The sequence below is a fragment of the Streptomyces sp. NPDC050287 genome (assembly GCF_044459385.1).
Lineage (GTDB): Bacteria > Actinomycetota > Actinomycetes > Streptomycetales > Streptomycetaceae > Streptomyces.
This window is the reverse complement of the sequence record NZ_JBITIY010000012.1, coordinates 1-17,771: the sequence shown is the minus strand read 5'-3', so window position 1 is coordinate 17,771 and position 17,771 is coordinate 1. Positions and strand designations below refer to the sequence as shown.

General features: G+C 71.3%; 18 protein-coding genes. 8 read left to right on the top strand and 10 right to left on the bottom strand.

What is annotated here, in order from left to right; translation table 11 throughout:
• Positions 1-54: 54 nt before the first annotated feature.
• The 3 genes from ACIBK3_RS34125 to ACIBK3_RS34115 all read right to left on the bottom strand — a co-directional run bounded on the left by ACIBK3_RS34125 (position 55) and on the right by ACIBK3_RS34115 (position 2,982).
• Positions 55-1,284 (bottom strand): cytochrome P450, encoded by a 1,230-nt coding sequence (locus ACIBK3_RS34125; RefSeq protein WP_399371394.1) that lies wholly within the window; start codon positions 1,282-1,284, stop codon positions 55-57.
• Between the two features lie 285 nt (positions 1,285-1,569).
• Entirely contained in the window at positions 1,570-2,292 is a 723-nt protein-coding gene (locus tag ACIBK3_RS34120; RefSeq protein WP_399371393.1) for a response regulator transcription factor, read from the bottom strand.
• 30 nt (positions 2,293-2,322) lie between these two features.
• The gene (locus ACIBK3_RS34115) at positions 2,323-2,982 is read right to left on the bottom strand and encodes a TetR/AcrR family transcriptional regulator (protein WP_399371392.1); all 660 of its coding nucleotides are present in this window, start codon (positions 2,980-2,982) and stop codon (positions 2,323-2,325) included.
• 196 nt (positions 2,983-3,178) lie between these two features.
• Here ACIBK3_RS34115 and ACIBK3_RS34110 point away from each other — a divergent pair, with 196 nt between their 5' ends.
• The 4 genes from ACIBK3_RS34110 to hemC all read left to right on the top strand — a co-directional run bounded on the left by ACIBK3_RS34110 (position 3,179) and on the right by hemC (position 8,254).
• On the top strand, positions 3,179-4,660 hold the full coding sequence (locus ACIBK3_RS34110) for an MFS transporter (protein ID WP_399371391.1): 1,482 nt from the start codon (positions 3,179-3,181) through the stop codon (positions 4,658-4,660).
• Positions 4,661-5,205: 545 nt separating this feature from the next.
• Positions 5,206-6,186: an ATP-dependent DNA ligase gene (locus ACIBK3_RS34105; RefSeq protein WP_399371389.1), complete on the top strand. Its 981-nt coding sequence runs from the start codon at positions 5,206-5,208 to the stop codon at positions 6,184-6,186.
• A gap of 142 nt (positions 6,187-6,328) precedes the next feature.
• A complete protein-coding gene (locus ACIBK3_RS34100) occupies positions 6,329-7,105 on the top strand; it encodes an NPP1 family protein (RefSeq protein ID WP_399371388.1) in 777 nt (258 codons plus the stop codon).
• Between the two features lie 213 nt (positions 7,106-7,318).
• Positions 7,319-8,254 (top strand): hydroxymethylbilane synthase, encoded by a 936-nt coding sequence (gene hemC, locus ACIBK3_RS34095; RefSeq protein ID WP_399371387.1) that lies wholly within the window; start codon positions 7,319-7,321, stop codon positions 8,252-8,254.
• Between the two features lie 35 nt (positions 8,255-8,289).
• On the opposite strand, the gene ACIBK3_RS34090 is transcribed toward hemC, so the two are convergent.
• The 4 genes from ACIBK3_RS34090 to ACIBK3_RS34075 all read right to left on the bottom strand — a co-directional run bounded on the left by ACIBK3_RS34090 (position 8,290) and on the right by ACIBK3_RS34075 (position 11,116).
• Positions 8,290-8,805, bottom strand: coding sequence for a hypothetical protein (locus tag ACIBK3_RS34090; RefSeq protein ID WP_030943031.1), 516 nt, complete (start codon positions 8,803-8,805; stop codon positions 8,290-8,292).
• 190 nt (positions 8,806-8,995) lie between these two features.
• The gene (locus ACIBK3_RS34085) at positions 8,996-9,856 is read right to left on the bottom strand and encodes an ABC transporter permease (protein WP_399371386.1); all 861 of its coding nucleotides are present in this window, start codon (positions 9,854-9,856) and stop codon (positions 8,996-8,998) included.
• On the bottom strand, positions 9,816-10,664 hold the full coding sequence (locus ACIBK3_RS34080; RefSeq protein ID WP_399371385.1) for an ABC transporter ATP-binding protein: 849 nt from the start codon (positions 10,662-10,664) through the stop codon (positions 9,816-9,818). The genes ACIBK3_RS34085 and ACIBK3_RS34080 overlap by 41 nt, the downstream gene beginning before the upstream one ends.
• Entirely contained in the window at positions 10,661-11,116 is a 456-nt protein-coding gene (locus ACIBK3_RS34075) for a MarR family winged helix-turn-helix transcriptional regulator (protein ID WP_399371383.1), read from the bottom strand. The genes ACIBK3_RS34080 and ACIBK3_RS34075 overlap by 4 nt, the downstream gene beginning before the upstream one ends.
• A 241-nt stretch (positions 11,117-11,357) precedes the next feature.
• Here ACIBK3_RS34075 and ACIBK3_RS34070 point away from each other — a divergent pair, with 241 nt between their 5' ends.
• A complete protein-coding gene (locus tag ACIBK3_RS34070) occupies positions 11,358-12,149 on the top strand; it encodes an RNA polymerase sigma factor SigF (RefSeq protein ID WP_399371382.1) in 792 nt (263 codons plus the stop codon).
• A 28-nt stretch (positions 12,150-12,177) separates the two neighbouring features.
• Here ACIBK3_RS34070 and ACIBK3_RS34065 read toward each other — a convergent pair whose 3' ends face one another.
• A complete protein-coding gene (locus ACIBK3_RS34065) occupies positions 12,178-12,522 on the bottom strand; it encodes an ANTAR domain-containing protein (protein ID WP_399371380.1) in 345 nt (114 codons plus the stop codon).
• A 186-nt stretch (positions 12,523-12,708) separates the two neighbouring features.
• Between ACIBK3_RS34065 and ACIBK3_RS34060 the strand changes: the two genes are divergently transcribed.
• Positions 12,709-13,515, top strand: a complete 807-nt coding sequence (locus ACIBK3_RS34060) for a VOC family protein (RefSeq protein WP_399371378.1) — start codon at positions 12,709-12,711, stop codon at positions 13,513-13,515.
• A 354-nt stretch (positions 13,516-13,869) separates the two neighbouring features.
• Here the strand turns inward: ACIBK3_RS34060 and glgX are convergent, their stop codons facing one another.
• Both glgX and ACIBK3_RS34050 read right to left on the bottom strand, forming a co-directional pair.
• The gene (glgX, locus tag ACIBK3_RS34055) at positions 13,870-16,026 is read right to left on the bottom strand and encodes a glycogen debranching protein GlgX (protein ID WP_399371377.1); all 2,157 of its coding nucleotides are present in this window, start codon (positions 16,024-16,026) and stop codon (positions 13,870-13,872) included.
• Positions 16,023-16,535, bottom strand: coding sequence for a pep a2 (locus ACIBK3_RS34050; protein WP_399371376.1), 513 nt, complete (start codon positions 16,533-16,535; stop codon positions 16,023-16,025). Before ACIBK3_RS34050 ends, glgX begins: the two co-directional genes overlap by 4 nt.
• A 301-nt stretch (positions 16,536-16,836) precedes the next feature.
• Between ACIBK3_RS34050 and ACIBK3_RS34045 the strand changes: the two genes are divergently transcribed.
• Positions 16,837-17,136: a DUF5133 domain-containing protein gene (locus ACIBK3_RS34045; protein WP_399371374.1), complete on the top strand. Its 300-nt coding sequence runs from the start codon at positions 16,837-16,839 to the stop codon at positions 17,134-17,136.
• 72 nt (positions 17,137-17,208) lie between these two features.
• Positions 17,209-17,771: maltotransferase domain-containing protein (locus tag ACIBK3_RS34040; RefSeq protein WP_399371373.1), on the top strand; the 563-nt coding region annotated here is incomplete at its 3' end.

Genomic DNA, 17,771 nt, shown 5'->3' with positions numbered 1-17,771 from the left:
CGTTCTCAGTGGGGGGATCGGGGGTTCCGACCGGGGCCGGCCGTCGGCGCGAGGTCACCAGGTGACGGGGAGGGAGTAGACGCCGTAGATCGAGCCGTCGTGCTTGAACGGCAGGCTGTCCACCTCGGCGGCGAGCCGGAGGGTCGGGATGCGGCGGTAGAGGGTGCCGTAGACGACCTGGAGCTCCATGCGGGCCAGCGGCTGGCCGAGGCACTGGTGGACGCCGAAGCCGAAGGCGACGTGCCGGCGGGCGTCACGCGTGATGTCCAGCCCGTCGGGGTCGGGGAAGGCGTCGGGGTCACGGTTGGCGATGTCGTTGGGCATGATCATGCCCTCGCCGGCCCGGATCACCTGTCCGGCGATCTCGATGTCCTCCAGGGCCGCCCGACGCCGGCCGCCGTGCACGATGTTGAGGTAACGCAGCAGTTCCTCGACCGCGGAGGCGACCAGCTTGGGGTCGTCGCTCTCGCGCAACAGGGCGAGCTGCTCCGGGTTCTCGAGCAGGGCCAGGGTGCCGAGCGCGATCATGTTGGCGGTGGTCTCGTGGCCGGCCAGGAGCAGCAGCACACCCATCTGTGCGGCGTCCTGCCGGGTCAGCTCGCCCGCCTCGACCCGCGCCACGAGCCCGGAGAGCAGGTCGTCGCCGGGTTCGGTCATCTTCCGGCCCATGAGGTCGTCGAGGTAGCCGATCAGCCGTCCATGGGCGGCCATCCGGTCCTCCATGGCCGCGTCCCGCTTGATCAGGGTCTTGCTGTTCTCCTGGAAGAAGTCGTGGTCCGTGTACGGCACTCCGAGCAACTGGCAGATCACCAGCGAGGGCACCGGCAGGGCGAACGCCTCGACCAGGTCGAGGGGACCGCCCGCGGCGAGCATGTCGTCGATGAGGTCGTCCACGATCTTCTGCACCCCGGGCCGCAGCGCCTCGACCTTCCTCACGGCGAACGGCGCGGTCACCATGCGCCGCAGGCGGGCGTGCTCGGGGTCGTCCATGAGGATGAAGCTGATGTTGTTCTTGCCGTTGCTGGGCGCCTGGAGCGGATATCCGGGGCTGGTGATGTCGGCGCTGACGCGGGGGTCCAGGAGCAGGGCGCGCTGGTCCTCGTAGCGGGTCACCAGCCAGGGCGTACTGCCGTCCCAGAGGCGGACCTTCACGAGCCGGCCCTCGTCCTGCTGGGCCTGGAGGGCCGGGGGCGGGTCGAAGGGACAGCCGGCGGCCCTGGCCATCGGGAACTCGGGGACCGGCGGGGCCGCGTCGGGGGTGCTGCCGGTCAGGGTGTCGGCCATGGTTCTCCTCGGTTGGGGGGCTCCGCTCGACGGGCGGAGCGCCGGGGTGAAGGGGGCGAGGCCTCGATGAGCACATGCAAACAGAGGGGGCTGACGCCCACCCGTCAGTTCCCTGACACGAAGCTGACGTGGCACGGATCACAGTCGACTTCAGGACAGGGCAATCCTCCTGAGAGGTAAGGAAGTTGTGAACATGAGGACGCCGGTGCGCCTACCCCCGTGCCGCGTGCGGAGGTACACCGAAGAGCAGCGGCTGACGCCAGCGACGCGTTTGCTCTCCGACGCTCAGGACTCGGCGTCCGCGCCCCCCAGCCAGTAGCCGAAGCCCCGGCGGGTGTGGATCAGCGCGGGCGCGTCCCGGTCCACCTTGCGGCGCAGCCGGGAGACGAGTTGCTCGATGGCGTTGTCGCCGCGGTGGTCGCCCCAGACATAGCGGCCGATCTGCTCCTTGGACAGCACCCGGTGCGCGTTGACGAGGAGATGGCGCAGCAGCCGGTACTCGGCCGGCGTGAGGCCGAGCGCCCGCGTGCCGCGCCGCGCCTCACACAGGGTGTCATCGAGGACAAGGTCGCCATAGCTCAGCGCGTCGCCCCGGGTCCGCCGTGGGCCCGGTCCGCGCAGCAGGACCTGTACCCGTGCGAGGACCTCGGCCAACCGGAACGGCTTGGTGACGTAGTCCCGCTCCCCCAGGCCGAGTTCGGGCACCAGGCTGTCCAGGGACTCGTACACGGTCAGCAGGAGCACCGGGGGGCGGTCGGTGACGGTCGGCCTCTCGCGGCCGAGGCGCTCCATGTCCGGGAGGTTCGCGTCGACGACCAGCAGGTCGAACCTGCGCTCGGCCAGCCGCGCAAGCGCCTCGGTTCCGCTGCCGGCCACGGAGATCCGATAGCCCGCCAGTTCGAGGGTGGTGGAGAGCAGTTCGGTGATGTCCGGCTCGTCGACGACCAGCAGGAGGTGCTGTCCGGCCCCGCGGGCCGGCGCCGGTTGCTCGCGGGTGCTGCCGTACATGCGTTCACCCTACCCCGCTGCTTGCCTAACTCAAGTAATTTTCCCGCCACGGGTGACGGGTGCCAGCCACATCCCGACGACCGCGTCCACGAGCCCGGTCGTGGCGTCATGCCAACTGGTCCGGGGAGTGGGGGTGTTCTCGGCGAGGGCACGCTCCCGCTCGGCGGCGACGTGCACGATGAGATGACGGACCATGTCCCCGCGTTCGACCCGCACTTCGTCCGGCATGTCGGGCAGGCAGCGCCTCACCCCCTCGACGATCTGCCGCAGGGACGGCGAGGAGAGGGACTCCTCCGCCATGAGCCGCCTCAGCGCCGGGTCGGTCATCACCTGCGCGCAGAACCGGGCGTACCAGGTGGGGCTGCCCAGCGCCGCCAGGTGTTCGGGCACCGGTCGCACCAGGCAGTCCACCCAGTCGCGTACGTCGGTGGAGTCGCCGACGGCGGCCAGCAGCCGGGCCCGGATCTCCTCGATCCGCGCCGCGTGCTTGCGGATGATCGCCCGGACCAGGTCGGTCTTGGTGCCGAAGTGGTAGCCGACGGCCGCGTTGTTGCCCTGGCCCGCGGCCTCGCTGACCTGGCGGTTGGACACCGTGTAGACGCCGCGTTCGGCGAACAGCCGTTCCGCGGCGGTCAGGATCAGCTCCCGTGTCGCGCTGACCTGTTCGGCCCGTACCGTCCTGCCCGCCATGATCACCACCGCACCGGGACTTGTGACGACTTACGACACCCCGCGCCGGCCAGTCCCTCGGAACCGTCGCGGGGCCGCCGCCCGGGCGGCGATCCTCCGATGACGGAAGCCTACGCAGGCCGGCGGAGCCTCTAAGCTAAGTCAAGCAGCTGCTTTAATTCTGCGCACTTCTCTCTCACGCCCACGGAGGCCACGCATGTCCGACGCCCTTGCCCCGTCCGCCGACGCCGGGGGCACCGCCGCGCCGAGACCCAACGCCGTGGTGGCGGTGCTGGCCTTCGCCGGCATCGTCGTCGCGCTGATGCAGACCCTGGTGATCCCGATCGTGCCGGAGCTCCCCCGGCTGCTGGACGCCCCGGCCTCCGACACCGCCTGGGCGGTGACCGCCACCCTGCTGGCGGCGGCGGTGGCCACTCCGGTGGTGGGCCGCCTCGGTGACATGTACGGCAAGCGCCGCATGCTGATGATCAGTGTCGTGATGCTGGTGATCGGCTCGGTGGCCTGCGCGCTCAGCGACGAACTGGTCCCGATGATCATCGGCCGGGCCCTGCAGGGCCTGGCCTCCGGCGTGATCCCGCTGGGCATCAGCATCATGCGGGACGAGCTGCCCGCCGAGCGGCTGGCGGGGTCGACCGCGCTGATGAGCGCCTCCCTCGGGGTCGGTGGCGCCCTCGGTCTGCCGACGGCCGCGCTGATCGCCGACAACTTCGACTGGCACGTCCTGTTCTGGGCCTCCGCCGCGATGGGCGTGATCGCCCTGGTGCTCGTCGTCGCCTTCGTGCCGGAGTCGCGGGTACGTACCGGCGGTCGCTTCGACCTGGTCGGCGCGCTCGGCATGGCGACCGGTCTGGTGTGCCTGCTGCTGGCGATCTCCAAGGGCGCCGACTGGGGCTGGACCAGCGGCACCACGCTCGGCCTGTTGGCCGCGGCCGTACTCGTCCTGCTGGCCTGGGGCCTCTTCGAGATGCGCACCGCGCAGCCGCTGGTGGACCTGCGCACCACCGCCCGCCGTCAGGTGCTGGTCACCAACCTGGCTTCGGTGGCGATCGGCTTCTCGATGTTCGCGATGTCCCTGGTCCTCCCGCAACTGCTCCAGCTGCCGGAGCAGACCGGCTACGGCCTGGGCAAGTCGCTGCTGACGGCCGGATTGGTGATGGCGCCCTCCGGCCTGGTGATGATGGCGACCGCCCCGGTCTCCGCCAGTGTCTCCAAGGCCAAGGGGCCCAAGGTGACGCTGATGATCGGCGCGGTCATCGTGGCCTGCGGGTACGGCCTGAACATCGTGCTGATGTCCGAGGTCTGGCACCTGGTGCTGGTCTCCTGCGTCATCGGCGCCGGCATCGGCTTCACGTACGGCTCGATGCCCGCCCTGATCATGGGCGCGGTGCCCGCCGGCGAGACGGCCGCCGCGAACAGCCTCAACACCCTGATGCGGTCCATCGGTACGTCGGTGGCCAGCGCCATCGCGGGTGTCATCCTCTCGCAGATGACCATCACGCTGGGCGGCTACGCCCTGCCGTCGAAGGACGGGTTCCGCACGGTCATGGCGATCGGCGCGGGCGCCGCTCTCCTCGCCTTCGCGATCGCCGCCTTCATCCCCCGGCAGCGGCCGGCCCTGAAACCGACCCCGGCACCCACGGCCGGAAAACCGACGGCCGACGCGCCGGCGGGGAACTGAGGGCGCGGGGCGGGGCGGCTTCGGCGGGGGGCGGGGGTTCCGGGCGGGGGCGGCGGCTCCGGGCGGGGAGCGGTCGTTCCGAGCGGGGGCGGCGGCTCCGGGTGGGGCCCCGGCGAGGCCGGGTGGGGCCCGGCGTTCCCAGGTAGTTCCGGGTGGAGTCCGGATGGTCCCGGGCAGTCCTGGCAGTCCTGGCAGTCCGGGCAGTCCCAGGCCGTCCCGGGCGGCCCCGGGCAGCCCTTAGCAGTACCAGGCGGACCCGGGCAGTCCCGGTCGGTCCCTCGCCGGTCCCGGTCGGTGTCCGGGTGGTCCGCGCCGTAGGCGGACACCGGCCGGCGAGCTCCTGATGAGCATCCTGCCCCCGGGCTGGTGCGGGCCGTGCCGTCGGCCGCGTGGCCAGGTCCGTCGATCGCCAGGTGCCGGGTGCCGACCGGGGCGCGATCCGACGGCCCGCGGCTCAGCCCGGGTGCCGCGGGCGGACGGCGCCGTTCAGGGGAACCCGGCGACCGGCGCGCGTGGCGCAGGGCGGGAGTGTCCACAACTGACCCGTGAGCCTCCCGTTGATCCCGCCCATGCTCGCGACACCCGGCACCCTGCCGCCCGCCGCACAGGACGCCCACTGGGCGTACGAGACGAAGCAGGACGGCCAGCGGGTGGTGGTGTATCTCGCCGGGGACGGCGACGTGGTCCTGCGCGCCCGGTCCGGGGAGGTCGTCACCGTCGCCTACCCCGAGCTGCTGCCGCTGGGCCGCGCGCTCGGCCCGACGCCCGCCGTGCTGGACGGGGAGGTGCTGGCACTGGACGAACGGGGCCGCGCCGACTTCCAGTTGCTGCAGTCCCGTATGGGCCTGGTCCAGTCGCCCGGCCGAGCGGCACGCAGGGCGGCGGAGCTGCCCGTCCATCTCGTCCTGTTCGACGTGATGCACCTGGGAGGACAATCCCTCGTCGCCCTCCCCTACACCCGCCGGCGCGCGCTCCTGGAGGAACTGGGCCTCACCGGCCCCTACTGGTCGACTCCGGGCGCCCTCGTCGGCCACGGCGACCAGGCCCTGCGGGCCACCCGTGAGCACGGGCTGGAGGGCCTGGTCTGCAAACGGCTGGACTCGGCGTACGAACCCGGGGTGCGCTCCCGGGCCTGGATCAAGATCCGGAACATGCGCAGTGAGGACGTCGTCGTGGGCGGCTGGCTGCACGGAAAGGGGCGGCTGACCGGCCTGCCGGGGGCCGTGCTGGTCGGGCAGCGTGCCGCGGGGCGTCTGCGGTACGTCGGCGGGGTGGGCACCGGCTGGAGCGAGCCCGAGCGGGAACACCTCGCCGCGCTGCTGCGCGCCGCCGCGACCGACGTGTGCCCCTTCGACCCGGTGCCGCCGGTCGCGGGCGCCCACTGGGTGCTGCCCCGGCTGGTCGGCGAGGTCCGCTACAGCACCCGTACCCGGGCGGGCATGCTGCGCCAGCCGTCCTGGCTGCGGCTGCGGCCGGACCTCGCGCCCGAGGAGTCGGCGGCCGAGCTGCCGGACGACATCATCTGATGAACCGTCATGGTGACACTGTTCGGGCGGCCTTAACCGAAGAGACGCTCCCACCATCTTGGCGCGGACATGAAAAGCCGGGAAGCTGATCTCCCTTGCCCCCCCACAGCCTCCTGGCTGCGCCCGCACCTGAGGAGACGCAGTGTCGTCATCGTCGTTCAAGGCACACCGCAGGAGATGGCTCACCGGCCTGGCCGGCGCCGCCGCCCTCGTCGTCGCCTTCCCCACCGTCGCCTTCGCCGCTCCGCCACAGGCGCTGCCCGCCAACGCCGAAGCCGCCGAGAGGACCTTCCAGCCGGCCTTCGACTACGACACGGACGGCTGCTACCCGACGCCCGCCATAGGCCCGGACGGCACCGTCAACGGCGGCCTCAACCCGACCGGCGCCCTCAACGGCAACTGCCGTGACGCCTCGGACCTCGACAACACCAACAGCTACTCGCGCTACAAGTGCAACAACGGCTGGTGCGCCTACCTGTACGGCCTGTACTTCGAGAAGGACCAGGCCGTGGCGGGCAGCAGCATCGGCGGGCACCGCAACGACTGGGAACACGTCGTGGTGTGGGTGCGGGACAACCAGATCCAGTACGTCGCCACGTCCAACCACGGTTCGTTCACGGTGAGCGCGGCCTCCGCGGTGCGCTTCGACGGCACCCACGCGAAGATCGTCTACCACAAGGACGGCATCCGCACGCACTGCTTCCGTCTGGCCAACACCAACGACGAGCCGCCCGAGAACCACAAGGGCACCTGGCAGTACCCGCCCCTGGTCGGCTGGAACGGCTACCCGGCGGGCCTGCGCGACAAGCTGAGTGCCTACGACTTCGGAAGCGCCACCTTCGGCCTCAAGGACGCCGCCTTCGCGGGCCACCTCGCCGCGGCGAAGCCGTCCGGGATCGCCTTCGACCCCAACGCCTGACCGGCGACGGGAACGGGAGCGGGACGGGGATCCCGGGCAGGCTGGGTCCCGTTCCGCGCCCGAGCCCTGTCCTCCCACCCGCCTCGCCTCGCCTCGGCCATCTTCTGGACGTCACTGTCCGGAAACGACCGTCCGGGCACCGGATCCGTCTCCTCGACCGGAAGTCGATCGGTACTGCGCGGGCGTACTGCCAAAAGGGACTATCGTGGCCGCATGCCCGTGCCCGAACTGATCCGTATCGTCTCCCGCGACTCTCCGATGGCACTCGCCCAAGTAGAGCGTGTCCGCGCCGAGTTGGCGGCCCTGCATCCCGGTGTGCGCACCGAGGTCGTACCGGTGAAGACGACCGGCGACAAATGGATGGGCGATCTCGCCCAGGTCGAGGGCAAGGGCGCGTTCACCAAGGAGGTGGACGCCGCGCTGCTGGCCGGTCAGGCCGATCTCGCGGTGCACTGCGTCAAGGACGTGCCCGCCGACCGGCCGCTTCCGGCGGGTACGACGTTCGCCGCGTTCCTGAAGCGGGACGACATCCGTGACGCGCTCGTCCACCCGGGCGGGCTCACCCTGGACGAGCTGCCGGACGGTACCCGGATCGGCACCTCCTCGGTGCGCCGGGTCGCCCAACTCGCCGCCACCCACCCGCATCTGGAATGCGTGCCGTTCCGCGGCAACGCCAACCGGCGCCTGGAGAAGCTCGCGGCCGGTGAGGCGGACGCGCTGCTGCTGGCGGTGTCCGGGCTGGAGCGCATCGACCGGCGGGACGTGATCAGCGAGGTCCTCTCCCCCGAGACGATGATGCCGCCGATCGGCGCGGGCATCCTCGCCCTCCAGTGCCGCCAGGACGACTCCGAGACCATCGACACGGTCAGCGCACTCGGCGACCCGGACACCTATCGTGAGGCCACCGCCGAGCGGATGTTCCTGCATGTCCTGCAGGGACACTGCAACAGCCCGATCGCCGGATACGCGCGCGTGGACGGGGGTGGCGAACTGTCCCTGCGGGCCTGTGTGTTCACCGCGGACGGCAAGACCCGGCTGAACGCCCACGAGTGGGCGGGCCGGCTCGACCCGGCGACGCTGGGCACCTCGGTCGCCGTGGCCCTGCTGCGGCAGGGCGCCCGCGAGATCATCGACGGCATCCCGCACTGAGCGGGGCGCAGGGGTAGGTGCGAGGCGGGTCCGCGTCAGGCGGTGCCCTCCTCGGCCTGGTCCCGGAGGAAGTTGCTGACCTGGCAGGCGAGCCCCTCGCGCACGACGCCGGTGCCGACGGCCCCCTCCTGCAGTCCGATGCCCCCCGCCCACAGCCGGCGGTCGGCCCACTCCTCGTCGACCCGCAGCTGCACCTGGACGTCCACCTGGCTCAGGGACTCCTCCGGACCGGCCGCGTACAGCAGAGCGGTCGCCCGGCGCAGCGGGTAGACGTCGAAGCCCTCGATGAACTGCGAGTTGCGCCAGTCGATGAAGGCGCTCTCCCCGTCGGGGCCGATCCGCACGTCGATCTGACCGTCCTCCAGGTGGATCCCGAGGTGCCGCGCGCCACGGTTCTCGACGGTGACGCGGACCCGGAAATAGGTGAGCCCTTCGGCCGCGTCGTCCCGTCCGCGCGGCGGCTCCGCCGCTTCCAGACGATGGACGCGGACCCGCAGACCGGCATGCTCGTCGTACTCCTGCCAGTCCCCGACCACGTTCGGCTCGTACACAGTCCACCTCTCGACCTCAGAGAGCTGCTTCCTATCTGTGTGCTCAGTGCACTGTCAAATGCGCGGAATGCGCTGTGGCCAGCGAATTCATCCCCTTGATCGGTGATCAAGCCGTGCGCAGGAAGAATCCGCCGACCGGTCGGACGACCGGTTTCCCGCGCGTGCCGCACATCACTTTCCGGCCGCCCGCTCAGCGGGCCAGTCGGCCCAGGAGAGAAGAGGCCGCGGCGATGCCGAGCGCGGCGGCCACCAGCAGCACCGCGAAGTCGAGCGCGAGATGGTCGGGCGTGCCCAGGAGCAGGCCGCGCAGGGCGTCCACCTGGTAGCTGAGCGGGTTGGCCTTGCTGACCGCCTGGAGCCATCCCGGCATCACGGACACCGGGTACAGGGCGTTGGACCCGAAGAACAACGGCATGGTGATCGCCTGGCCGAATCCCATCAGCCGGTCGCGGCTGAGCACGACGCCGGCGATGGTCATCGACAGGCAGGAGAAGAAGGCGGATCCGAGGACCACCACCGCCGCCACACCGAGGAGCCTGAGCGGGTTCCAGGTCAGCGCCACACCGAGGAGCGCGGCGATGACGATGACGACGACGGCCTGCATCAGCGACTTCACCCCGGCCGCGAACGCCTTCCCGGTGATCAGCGCCGAGCGCGGGGTCGGCGTGACCAGCAGCTTGTTCAGGATGCCGGCGTCACGTTCCCAGATGATCTGGATGCCGTAGAAGATGGCGATGAACATCGCGGACTGGGCGATGATGCCGGGCGCGAGATAGTCGACGTAGGGGATGCCCTGGGTCGGGATCGCCTTGATCCGGGTGAAGGTCTGGCCGAAGATCAGCAGCCACAGGGCCGGCTGGACCGCGCGGGTGTACAGCTCGGTGCGGTCGTGGCGCAGCTTCTGCAGTTCGACGGCGCACATCGCCACGACCCGGGCGGGCAGCACGCGCCATCCGGCGCGGGGCCGGGGCGGCTGCACGAGGAGGCCGATGCCGTCCTCGCGGGCGCGGTCAGCCGACGCGGTTCGCGGTGCGGCGGGTGCTTCGGACATCGCGGAAATCTCCTGACTTCTCGTCGAGACCGCTGCCCGCGATGTCGCGGAAGACGTCCTCCAGCGTGGGCAGCGGGTCGGTGGCCGCGGCGCCCGCGGCGCGCCGGCGTTCGCCGAGGCCAGCCCTGAGCTCGGCCGGAGTGCCGAGCGCCCGGATGCGGCCGCGGTGCATCAGGCCGACCCGGTCGCAGTACTGGTCGGCCTCGTCCATGTAGTGGGTGGTCACCAGGACCGTCATGCCGGTGGCCGCGCGGACGGCGTTGATGTGCTGCCACACGCCGGTGCGGGCGATCGGGTCGAGCCCGATGGTCGGCTCGTCGAGGATCAGCAGGCGGGGCGCGCTGACCAGGGCCTGGGCGAGTTCGAGCCGGCGCACCATGCCGCCCGAGTAGGTACCGGCGAGCCGGTCCGCGGCGTCGGTCAGGTCGACGGCGGTCAGGGCCTGGCCGACCCGTTCGGCGCGCTCCTTGCGGGGCACGTCGAAGACCCGGGCGAACAGGGCGACGTTCTCCCGGCCGGTGAGGCTCGCGTCGGCGGACAGCTGTTGCGGTACGTAGCCCAGCAGGCGGCGCACGGCCATGGCGTCCTTGGCGGCGTCGCGGCCGAAGACGCGGACCATCCCGGACGGGACCGGCAGGAGTGTGGTGATGCAGCGGATGGCGGTGGTCTTCCCTGCGCCGTTGGGGCCGAGCAGCCCGAACACCTCGCCCTCCGCCACCGTCAGATCGAGCCCGTCCACGGCGGTCGTCTCACCGAAGGCGTAGACGAGCCGTGTGCAGGCGACCGCTTGACCGGCGTCCCGTGTCATGACTCCTCGGCCTCCTCGTGCAGATGGACGGCGAGCTTGCGCAGGGCCGGCAGCGCCGCGCGCAGCGCTTCCTGGTCCACCTCGTCGAGCCGGGAGATCTGGCCTCGTACGAGGTCGGCACGCCGCTTGCGCCACTCGCCGAGGCGGGCCTCGGCGGCGGGGGTCGGCAGCAGACGCGCGGCCCGCCGGTCGGCGGGGTCGGTCTCGCGGATCAGATAGCCCTGCCGGGCCAACTGGTTGACGAGCGTGGACACGGAGTTGCTCGCCAGGTACAGGTCCTTGGCCGCGTCCGAGATGCCGATGCCGGGCCGGCCCACGACGAGGCGCAGCAGCTCCACCTCGGCGCCGCGCAGCGGCGGGTCGGCCATCTGGGGGCGCAGCCGGCGTCGGATCAGCCGCTGGACTCCGACGAGCGCGTCGGCCAGCTCCTCGGGGAAGGTCTCTGGTTCCACACGGTCGACGTTACCTCTGTAGCAGAGGTAACGAACCCCAAGGACAGGTCAAGTCCGGAAGATCCCGTGTACCCCGGTTTGTTTTATCAATGCAGATGTCGGGAATATGCGTCTATGTGCTTCGGACAGGAGGCACGTCCGTGGGAGCCGGCCCGCCCTGCCCCGGCAGTTCTCCGCAAGGTCCGCGCCCAGTTCCCCCGGTGTCTGTCCACCCAGCACCTGCTGAGGGAGGCACGCGGTTATGCCTGTCACTGGCAGTACCAAGCCCCACCCGCACGACGACGCCCCCGACACCGCCGCCGACTTCGAACGGCTGGCGGCACTCCCCGACGGCCCCGAGCGCAAGGCACTGCGGGACGAACTGGTCGAGCTCTGGCTGCCCATGGCCGAGCGCATCGCCGTCCGGTTCCGGGGACGCGGCGAGTCCCTCGAGGACCTCTACCAGGTGGCCGCGCTCGGGCTCGTGAAGGCCGTCGACCACTACGATCCGGCACGGGGCTGCGCCTTCGAGGCGTACGCCGTGCCCACCATCACCGGCGAGATCAAGCGGCACTTCCGCGACCACATGTGGACGCTGCACGTGCCGCGTCGCGTCCAGGACCTGCGCAACCGGGTGCGGCAGGCCGTGAAGGAGCTGTCCCAGACGACGTCCGGACGGCCGCCGACGGTGGAGGAGATCGCCGCGTACGCGGGCATGACCGAGAGCGAGGCGCGCACCGGCATGGAGGCGCTGGAGTGCTTCACCGCGCTGTCCCTCGAGGCCGAGATGCCCGGCACCGACGGCTACGCACTCGGGGACGCGATCGGCGCCCTGGACCCCGCCTTCGACACCGTCGTGGACCGGGTGGCCGTCCGGCCCTGTCTCGAGGCACTGCCGGAACGCGAGCGCACCATTCTCTACCTGCGCTTCTTCCGCGGCATGACCCAGAGCTGCATCGCGGAACAGCTCGGCATCTCGCAGATGCACGTCTCGCGGCTGCTCAGCGGCTGCTTCGACCGGCTGCGCGAGGAGATCCTCACCGAGACCGGCTGATCCGGCCTGCCGAGTGAGACCGCCGCCGTCACCGCGCCGACCACCGCGCCGGCGCTCCCGGGATCTGCGTGGGGCCGTATCGGTCCAGGGCGTCTTCGAGCTCCGCGCGGATCTCCGGGGGCATCTGTCCGGCGCGCCCCCGGTCGAGGATCAGTTCGGCGACCTTGCGGAGCTTGATGTTGGTGTGCTGGGAGACGTCCTTCAGCACGTCCCATCCCTGATCCGGCGTGACCCGGCCGAGCGCGACGACCATGCCGATCGCCTGGTCCACGACGGCGTGCGAGGCGACCGCCTCCTTCAGCTGGTCGACCTCTTCCTGCAGCGCGACGACGCGGTCCGATCTGTCGGCGGGCTCGTGCGGTACTCGTGACACGTCTTCCATCGTGGCACTCGTCCGTGCCCGCGCCACCTGACGGGCCCGGACCGGCCCCGGACCGGCCCGGACCGGCCACCGTTTCGGTGCCGCCACCGGGGTACTCGGCAGGCGCCCCGGGCGGTTTGGGCCGGACACTGGGACAAAGCGGTGGCCACCGGCCGACGAGAGCAGGACACGACTGTCATGAATCACGACGTGAGACACCCCAGCGCCACCAAGGACGTCATGTCCACGCACTCCGTGTTCGGCGCTCCCTGCTGGGTGAGCCTGACCAGCCGCGACCTGGAGGCGACCGAGGACTTCTACGCGGCGGTGCTCGGCTGGGAGTGGCAGTCGTCGGCGAGACTCGGCGACCGTTTCCGGATGGCGCTGGCGGACGGTACGCCGGTGGCCTGGATCGCGGCGGTCGCCGGCGTGTGGCAGATGGCGGTCGCCTGGACTCCGTACTTCGCCGTGCTCAGCGCCGACGAGGCCGCCTCGCGGGCGCAGGAGCGCGGCGGTACGACGGCGGTCGGCCCGCTGTCCTTCCCGCCGGGGCGGGCCGCCCTGGTCGCCGACCGGGACGGCGCGACCTTCGGTATCTGGGAGGGCGAGCTCATCGCCGACTGGGAGAGCTGGCGCGAGGCCCAGCCGGCCTTCATCCGGCTCCACACCCGCGACGCCTTCGACGCCGCCATCTTCTACGGGGAGGTCCTCGACTGGGCCTCGGAGCGGCCCGGCTGCTGCGAGGTCCACTACGAGGGCGACGAGGTCGTCCTGCGCAGCTGCGGGGACATCGTCGCCCGGATCGAGTCGGGTGCGCTGGGCTCGGCACCCGACCCCACCATCCGGCCTCACTGGCAGGTCCACTTCGCGGTCAAGGACGTCGTGGCCTGCGCCAGGGCAGCCGAGATCCACGGCGGCAGCGTCCTGTCGAAGGGCAGCGACGAGGCGGTACTACGGGACCCGGACGGCGCACAGTTCACCGTGACCTCCCGCCGCGAACGCTGACGCGCCACCGGGGACCGACCGGTCGCCCCAGCCCACGCGGGCGGGCACCGCCAGCCGAACCGAACCCGAAGCCACCCGGGCGGGCGCCGCCGACCGGGCCACCCCGCACCCACACGGGGGATGTACCACGCCCAGTGACCTGCCCGACGCACCTGGGCGCCTCCGCTTGCCGCCACCGCGTGGTCGGCCGCTGACGGCGCACGTTCGCCCCCGCGATCGACCGGAATCCCCGGCCGCGGAGGGCCGCGAGGGCCGGGCGCCGGGACAACGCCCTCACCCGAACAGGCAGCGCCTGCCGGACCGCCCCCTTACCCCGCGGGCCGGCGGAACACGGGGCGAGGCGGGCCGGCTCGGTCAGGAAGCCCGCGGGGTCCGGCCGGCGGTGCGGGACGGTCTCGACAACAGGACGAGGCTGCGGGCCTCCACCGCCATGGTGGTGCCTGCCTTGTGTTCGGCCTCGTCGGCGCCCTGGGGCTCGGCGGTGTCGATCAACGTGGTCCAGCGTTCGCCGTACCTCGCGTCCGGCAGCCGGAACTCCACCGGTTCCCAGTAGCCATTGAGCAGGAGGAGGAAGGAGTCGTCGACCACCGGCTGCCCGCACGGGTCGGGTTCGGCGATGGCGTCGCCGTTGAGGAAGACGCCGACCGAGTGGGCGTCGGAGCGCTGCCACTCCTCGTCGTTCATCTCGCGCGCGTCCGGCAGCAGCCACACCAGGTCGGGCAGCGGCTGGCCGGCGTGGGTCACGGTCTGTCCGCGGAAGTAGCGGCGCCTGCGCAGCACGGGATGGGCGGCGCGCAGTCCGATGACGTACCGGGTGAAGCCGGCGAGGTCCTGCTGCTCCGCCGTCAACCGCCAGTCGACCCAGGAGACCTCGTTGTCCTGGCAGTAGGCGTTGTTGTTGCCGCGCTGGGTGCGGCCCAGTTCGTCGCCGTGACCGAGCATCGGGATGCCCTGCGAGAGCAGCAGCGTGGCCAGGAAGTTGCGCTGCTGCCGGGCCCGCAGTTCCAGGACGGCCGGGTCGTCGGTCTCCCCCTCGCAGCCGCAGTTCCAGGAGCGGTTGGTGTTCTCGCCGTCCCGGTTGCCCTCGCCGTTGGCCTCGTTGTGTTTGTCGTTGTAGGAGACCAGGTCGCGCAGGGTGAAACCGTCGTGCGCGGTGACGAAGTTGACGCTGGCGCGCGGACGGCGCCGGCTGTGCTGGTACAGGTCGGAGGAGCCGGTCAGCCGGGACGCGAACTCGCCGAGCGTGTGCGGCTCACCCCGCCAGAAGTCCCGTACGGCGTCCCGGTACTTGCCGTTCCACTCCGACCACAGCGGCGGGAAGTTGCCCACCTGGTAGCCGCCCTCCCCCACGTCCCACGGCTCGGCGATCAGTTTGACGCGGCTGATCACCGGGTCCTGCTGGATCAGGTCGAAGAACGCGGAGAGGCGGTCCACCTCGTGGAACTGCCGGGCCAGCGTGGCGGCGAGGTCGAAGCGGAAGCCGTCGACGTGCATCTCGGTCACCCAGTACCGCAGCGAGTCCATGATCAGCTGCAGCACGTAGGGGTGCCGCATCAGGAGGCTGTTGCCGGTGCCCGTGGTGTCGTAGTAGTGGCCCCAGTCGCCGTCCACCAGGCGGTAGTAGGAGGCGTTGTCGATGCCGCGGAAGGAGAGCGTGGGGCCCTTCTCGTTTCCCTCGGCGGTGTGGTTGTAGACGACGTCCAGGATCACTTCGAGGCCGGCCGCGTGCAGCGCCTTGACCATCGACTTGAACTCGGTGACCTGCTGGCCGCGGGTTCCGTGGGCGGCGTACGCGTTGTGCGGGGCGAAGAAGCCGATCGTGTTGTAACCCCAGTAGTTGGACAGGCCCCGGTCCGTCAGCACGCCGTCCTGCACGAACTGGTGCACCGGCATCAGTTCGAGAGCGGTCACGCCGAGCGAGGTCAGGTGCTCGATGACCGCGGGGTGCGCCAGACCGGCGTAGGTGCCGCGCAGTTCCGGCGGGACGTCGGGGTGGGTGCGGGTGAGGCCGCGGACGTGCGCCTCGTAGATCACACTGTCGGCGTACGGCCGCCGCAGCGGCCGGTCGTCGCCCCAGTCGAAGGCCGGATCGGTGACCACGCCGAGCATGGTGTGACCGGCGCTGTCGGAGCGGGAGGGTCCGTCCGCGCGCTCGAAGAGGGAGGCGTGGTTGTCCACCTGCCCGTCCACCGCTTGGGCGTACGGGTCCAGGAGGAGTTTCTTCGGGTTGCACCGGTGGCCCAGGGACGGCTGCCAGGGGCCGTGCACCCGGTACCCGTACCGCTGCCCCGGTCCGACGCCGGGCAGATAGCAGTGCCACACGAACCCGTCGACCTCGGCCATCGGAACCCGTCGGTGACCTCCGTCGTCGTCGACGAGAACCAGTTCGACGCGCTCGGCGACCTCGCTGAACAGGGCGAAGTTGGTGCCCTTGCCGTCGTGGGCGGCGCCCAACGGGTAGGGGTGCCCGCTCCAGGCAGGCACCCCTTTCCGGCGTGGTCGCGCGGTCACCGGGCGTCCTCCAGGACGCCTTCCGGTGTGCTCGCCGGGCCGGCCAGTGCGGCGACCCGGACCTCCCGCGGCACCTCGAGCACCTCGCGCAGATCGGGCGCGGGGGCGGTGGGCACGAGCGGGACGCGTTCGCCGGCGCGGGCGCGCTGCGAGAACCAGATGACCTTGCTGCCGGTGTCGGTGGCGCAGCACCCCCAGCCGTCACTCATGGCGGCGATGTGCTCCAGGCAGCCGCGCAGGTCCTGGTCCGGGCGCAGGTCGCAGTCGTTCTCACCGATGGCGGTGATGAGGTGCTGGCCGTTCCACCACATCTCGATCGACGTGTTCTTGTCGGTGGCGTGCTCGTCGATGGCCTTCAGCAGCAGTTCGGCGCCGTGGCAGACGGGCTCGACCAGATTCTCCAGGTCCCAGTAGCGCAGGTGGGCGGCCAGAATGCGCTTGACCTGTCCGACCCGCTCCGGGCTGACCTCGGCGTCGAGGTGGTAATAGCAGGGCACTGCGGTGTTCATGGTCGTTGGCTCCTCACCGGCGAAGCTCTCGCTCCTCCTCGTCCCCTGCGGGGCCGCGCCCCGAACACGAAGCGTGAGCACTGATCGCTTCCAAGTCACCACAAGAGTGAAGGCGCTACGCCGTTCGTGCAACACGAGCACACAGCTGAGGTTGTTGAAGCTCCAACAAGACGCTGAGTCATGAGGCATGCACCATGTGTGAAGACCTCGATGCTCGTAACGGATCCGTGCGTGTCAGCGCGCGGCGGGGCCGCCCGACGGTCGGGAGACGTGCCATCGAGCCCTGAAAGGTGAACGGCCCATGCTGCTACCGGCAAAAGCCGAAGTGGCCCGGCACCTACGGCGGTACCGGGCGTGGGAACGCATGATGCTCGCGGCCCCCGCCGACCGCCGGATCCGGACCACCTTCGAGGACACGGGCTACACCCTCTGCGTGCTGATGGGGAAGCGGTGCGCGCGCGAGGCAGCGGACGCCGCGGAACGCTATCTGCGGACCACCCTCGTCTCCTACCTCCGGGAGGAGACCGGACGGCCCCGCCCGCGGACGGTCACCAGACGGGGCCCGCCGGCAACCGCTCGGCGCTCCCCCGCGCGGAGGTAGACACCTTCCGCGGCTTCGTTTCCCGGGCGGACCGCCCGCCCGGCCCAGTCGAGCACGGCGGAGGTGTTTCAGATGAATTCGATCCCGGCCATCGGCCGCATTCCCGTCCGGGACGTCAGGCCTGCCGTGGACTGCGGCAGGCGTCCGGCGAAGGCGGTCGTCGGTGAGACGTTCCAGGTCACCGCCACCGTGTTCCGCGAGGGCCACGACGCGGTCGCCGCCAACGTCGTACTGACGGACCCCGAGGGCCGGCACGGTCCGTGGACACCGATGCGGGAACTGGCCCCGGGCACCGACCGCTGGGGTGCCGAGGTCACCCCGGACGTCACGGGTCACTGGACCTACCGCGTGGAGGCGTGGAGCGACCCCGTCTCCACCTGGCGCCACACGGCCCGCATCAAGGTTCCGGCAGCGATCGACACCGGGCTGGTGCTGGAGGCGGGCGCCGACCTGTACGAGAAGGCGGCGGCCGGGGTGCCCCACGGGCCGGGACAGGATGCGCTGCTGATCGCCGCCGAGGCGCTGCGCGACGACACACTGCCCGTCGCGGCCCGGCTGGCGGCGGCGTTGACGCCGGAGGTGGACGCGGTGCTGTCGCGGCATCCGCTGCGGGAGTTGGTCACCGCCTCGGAGAC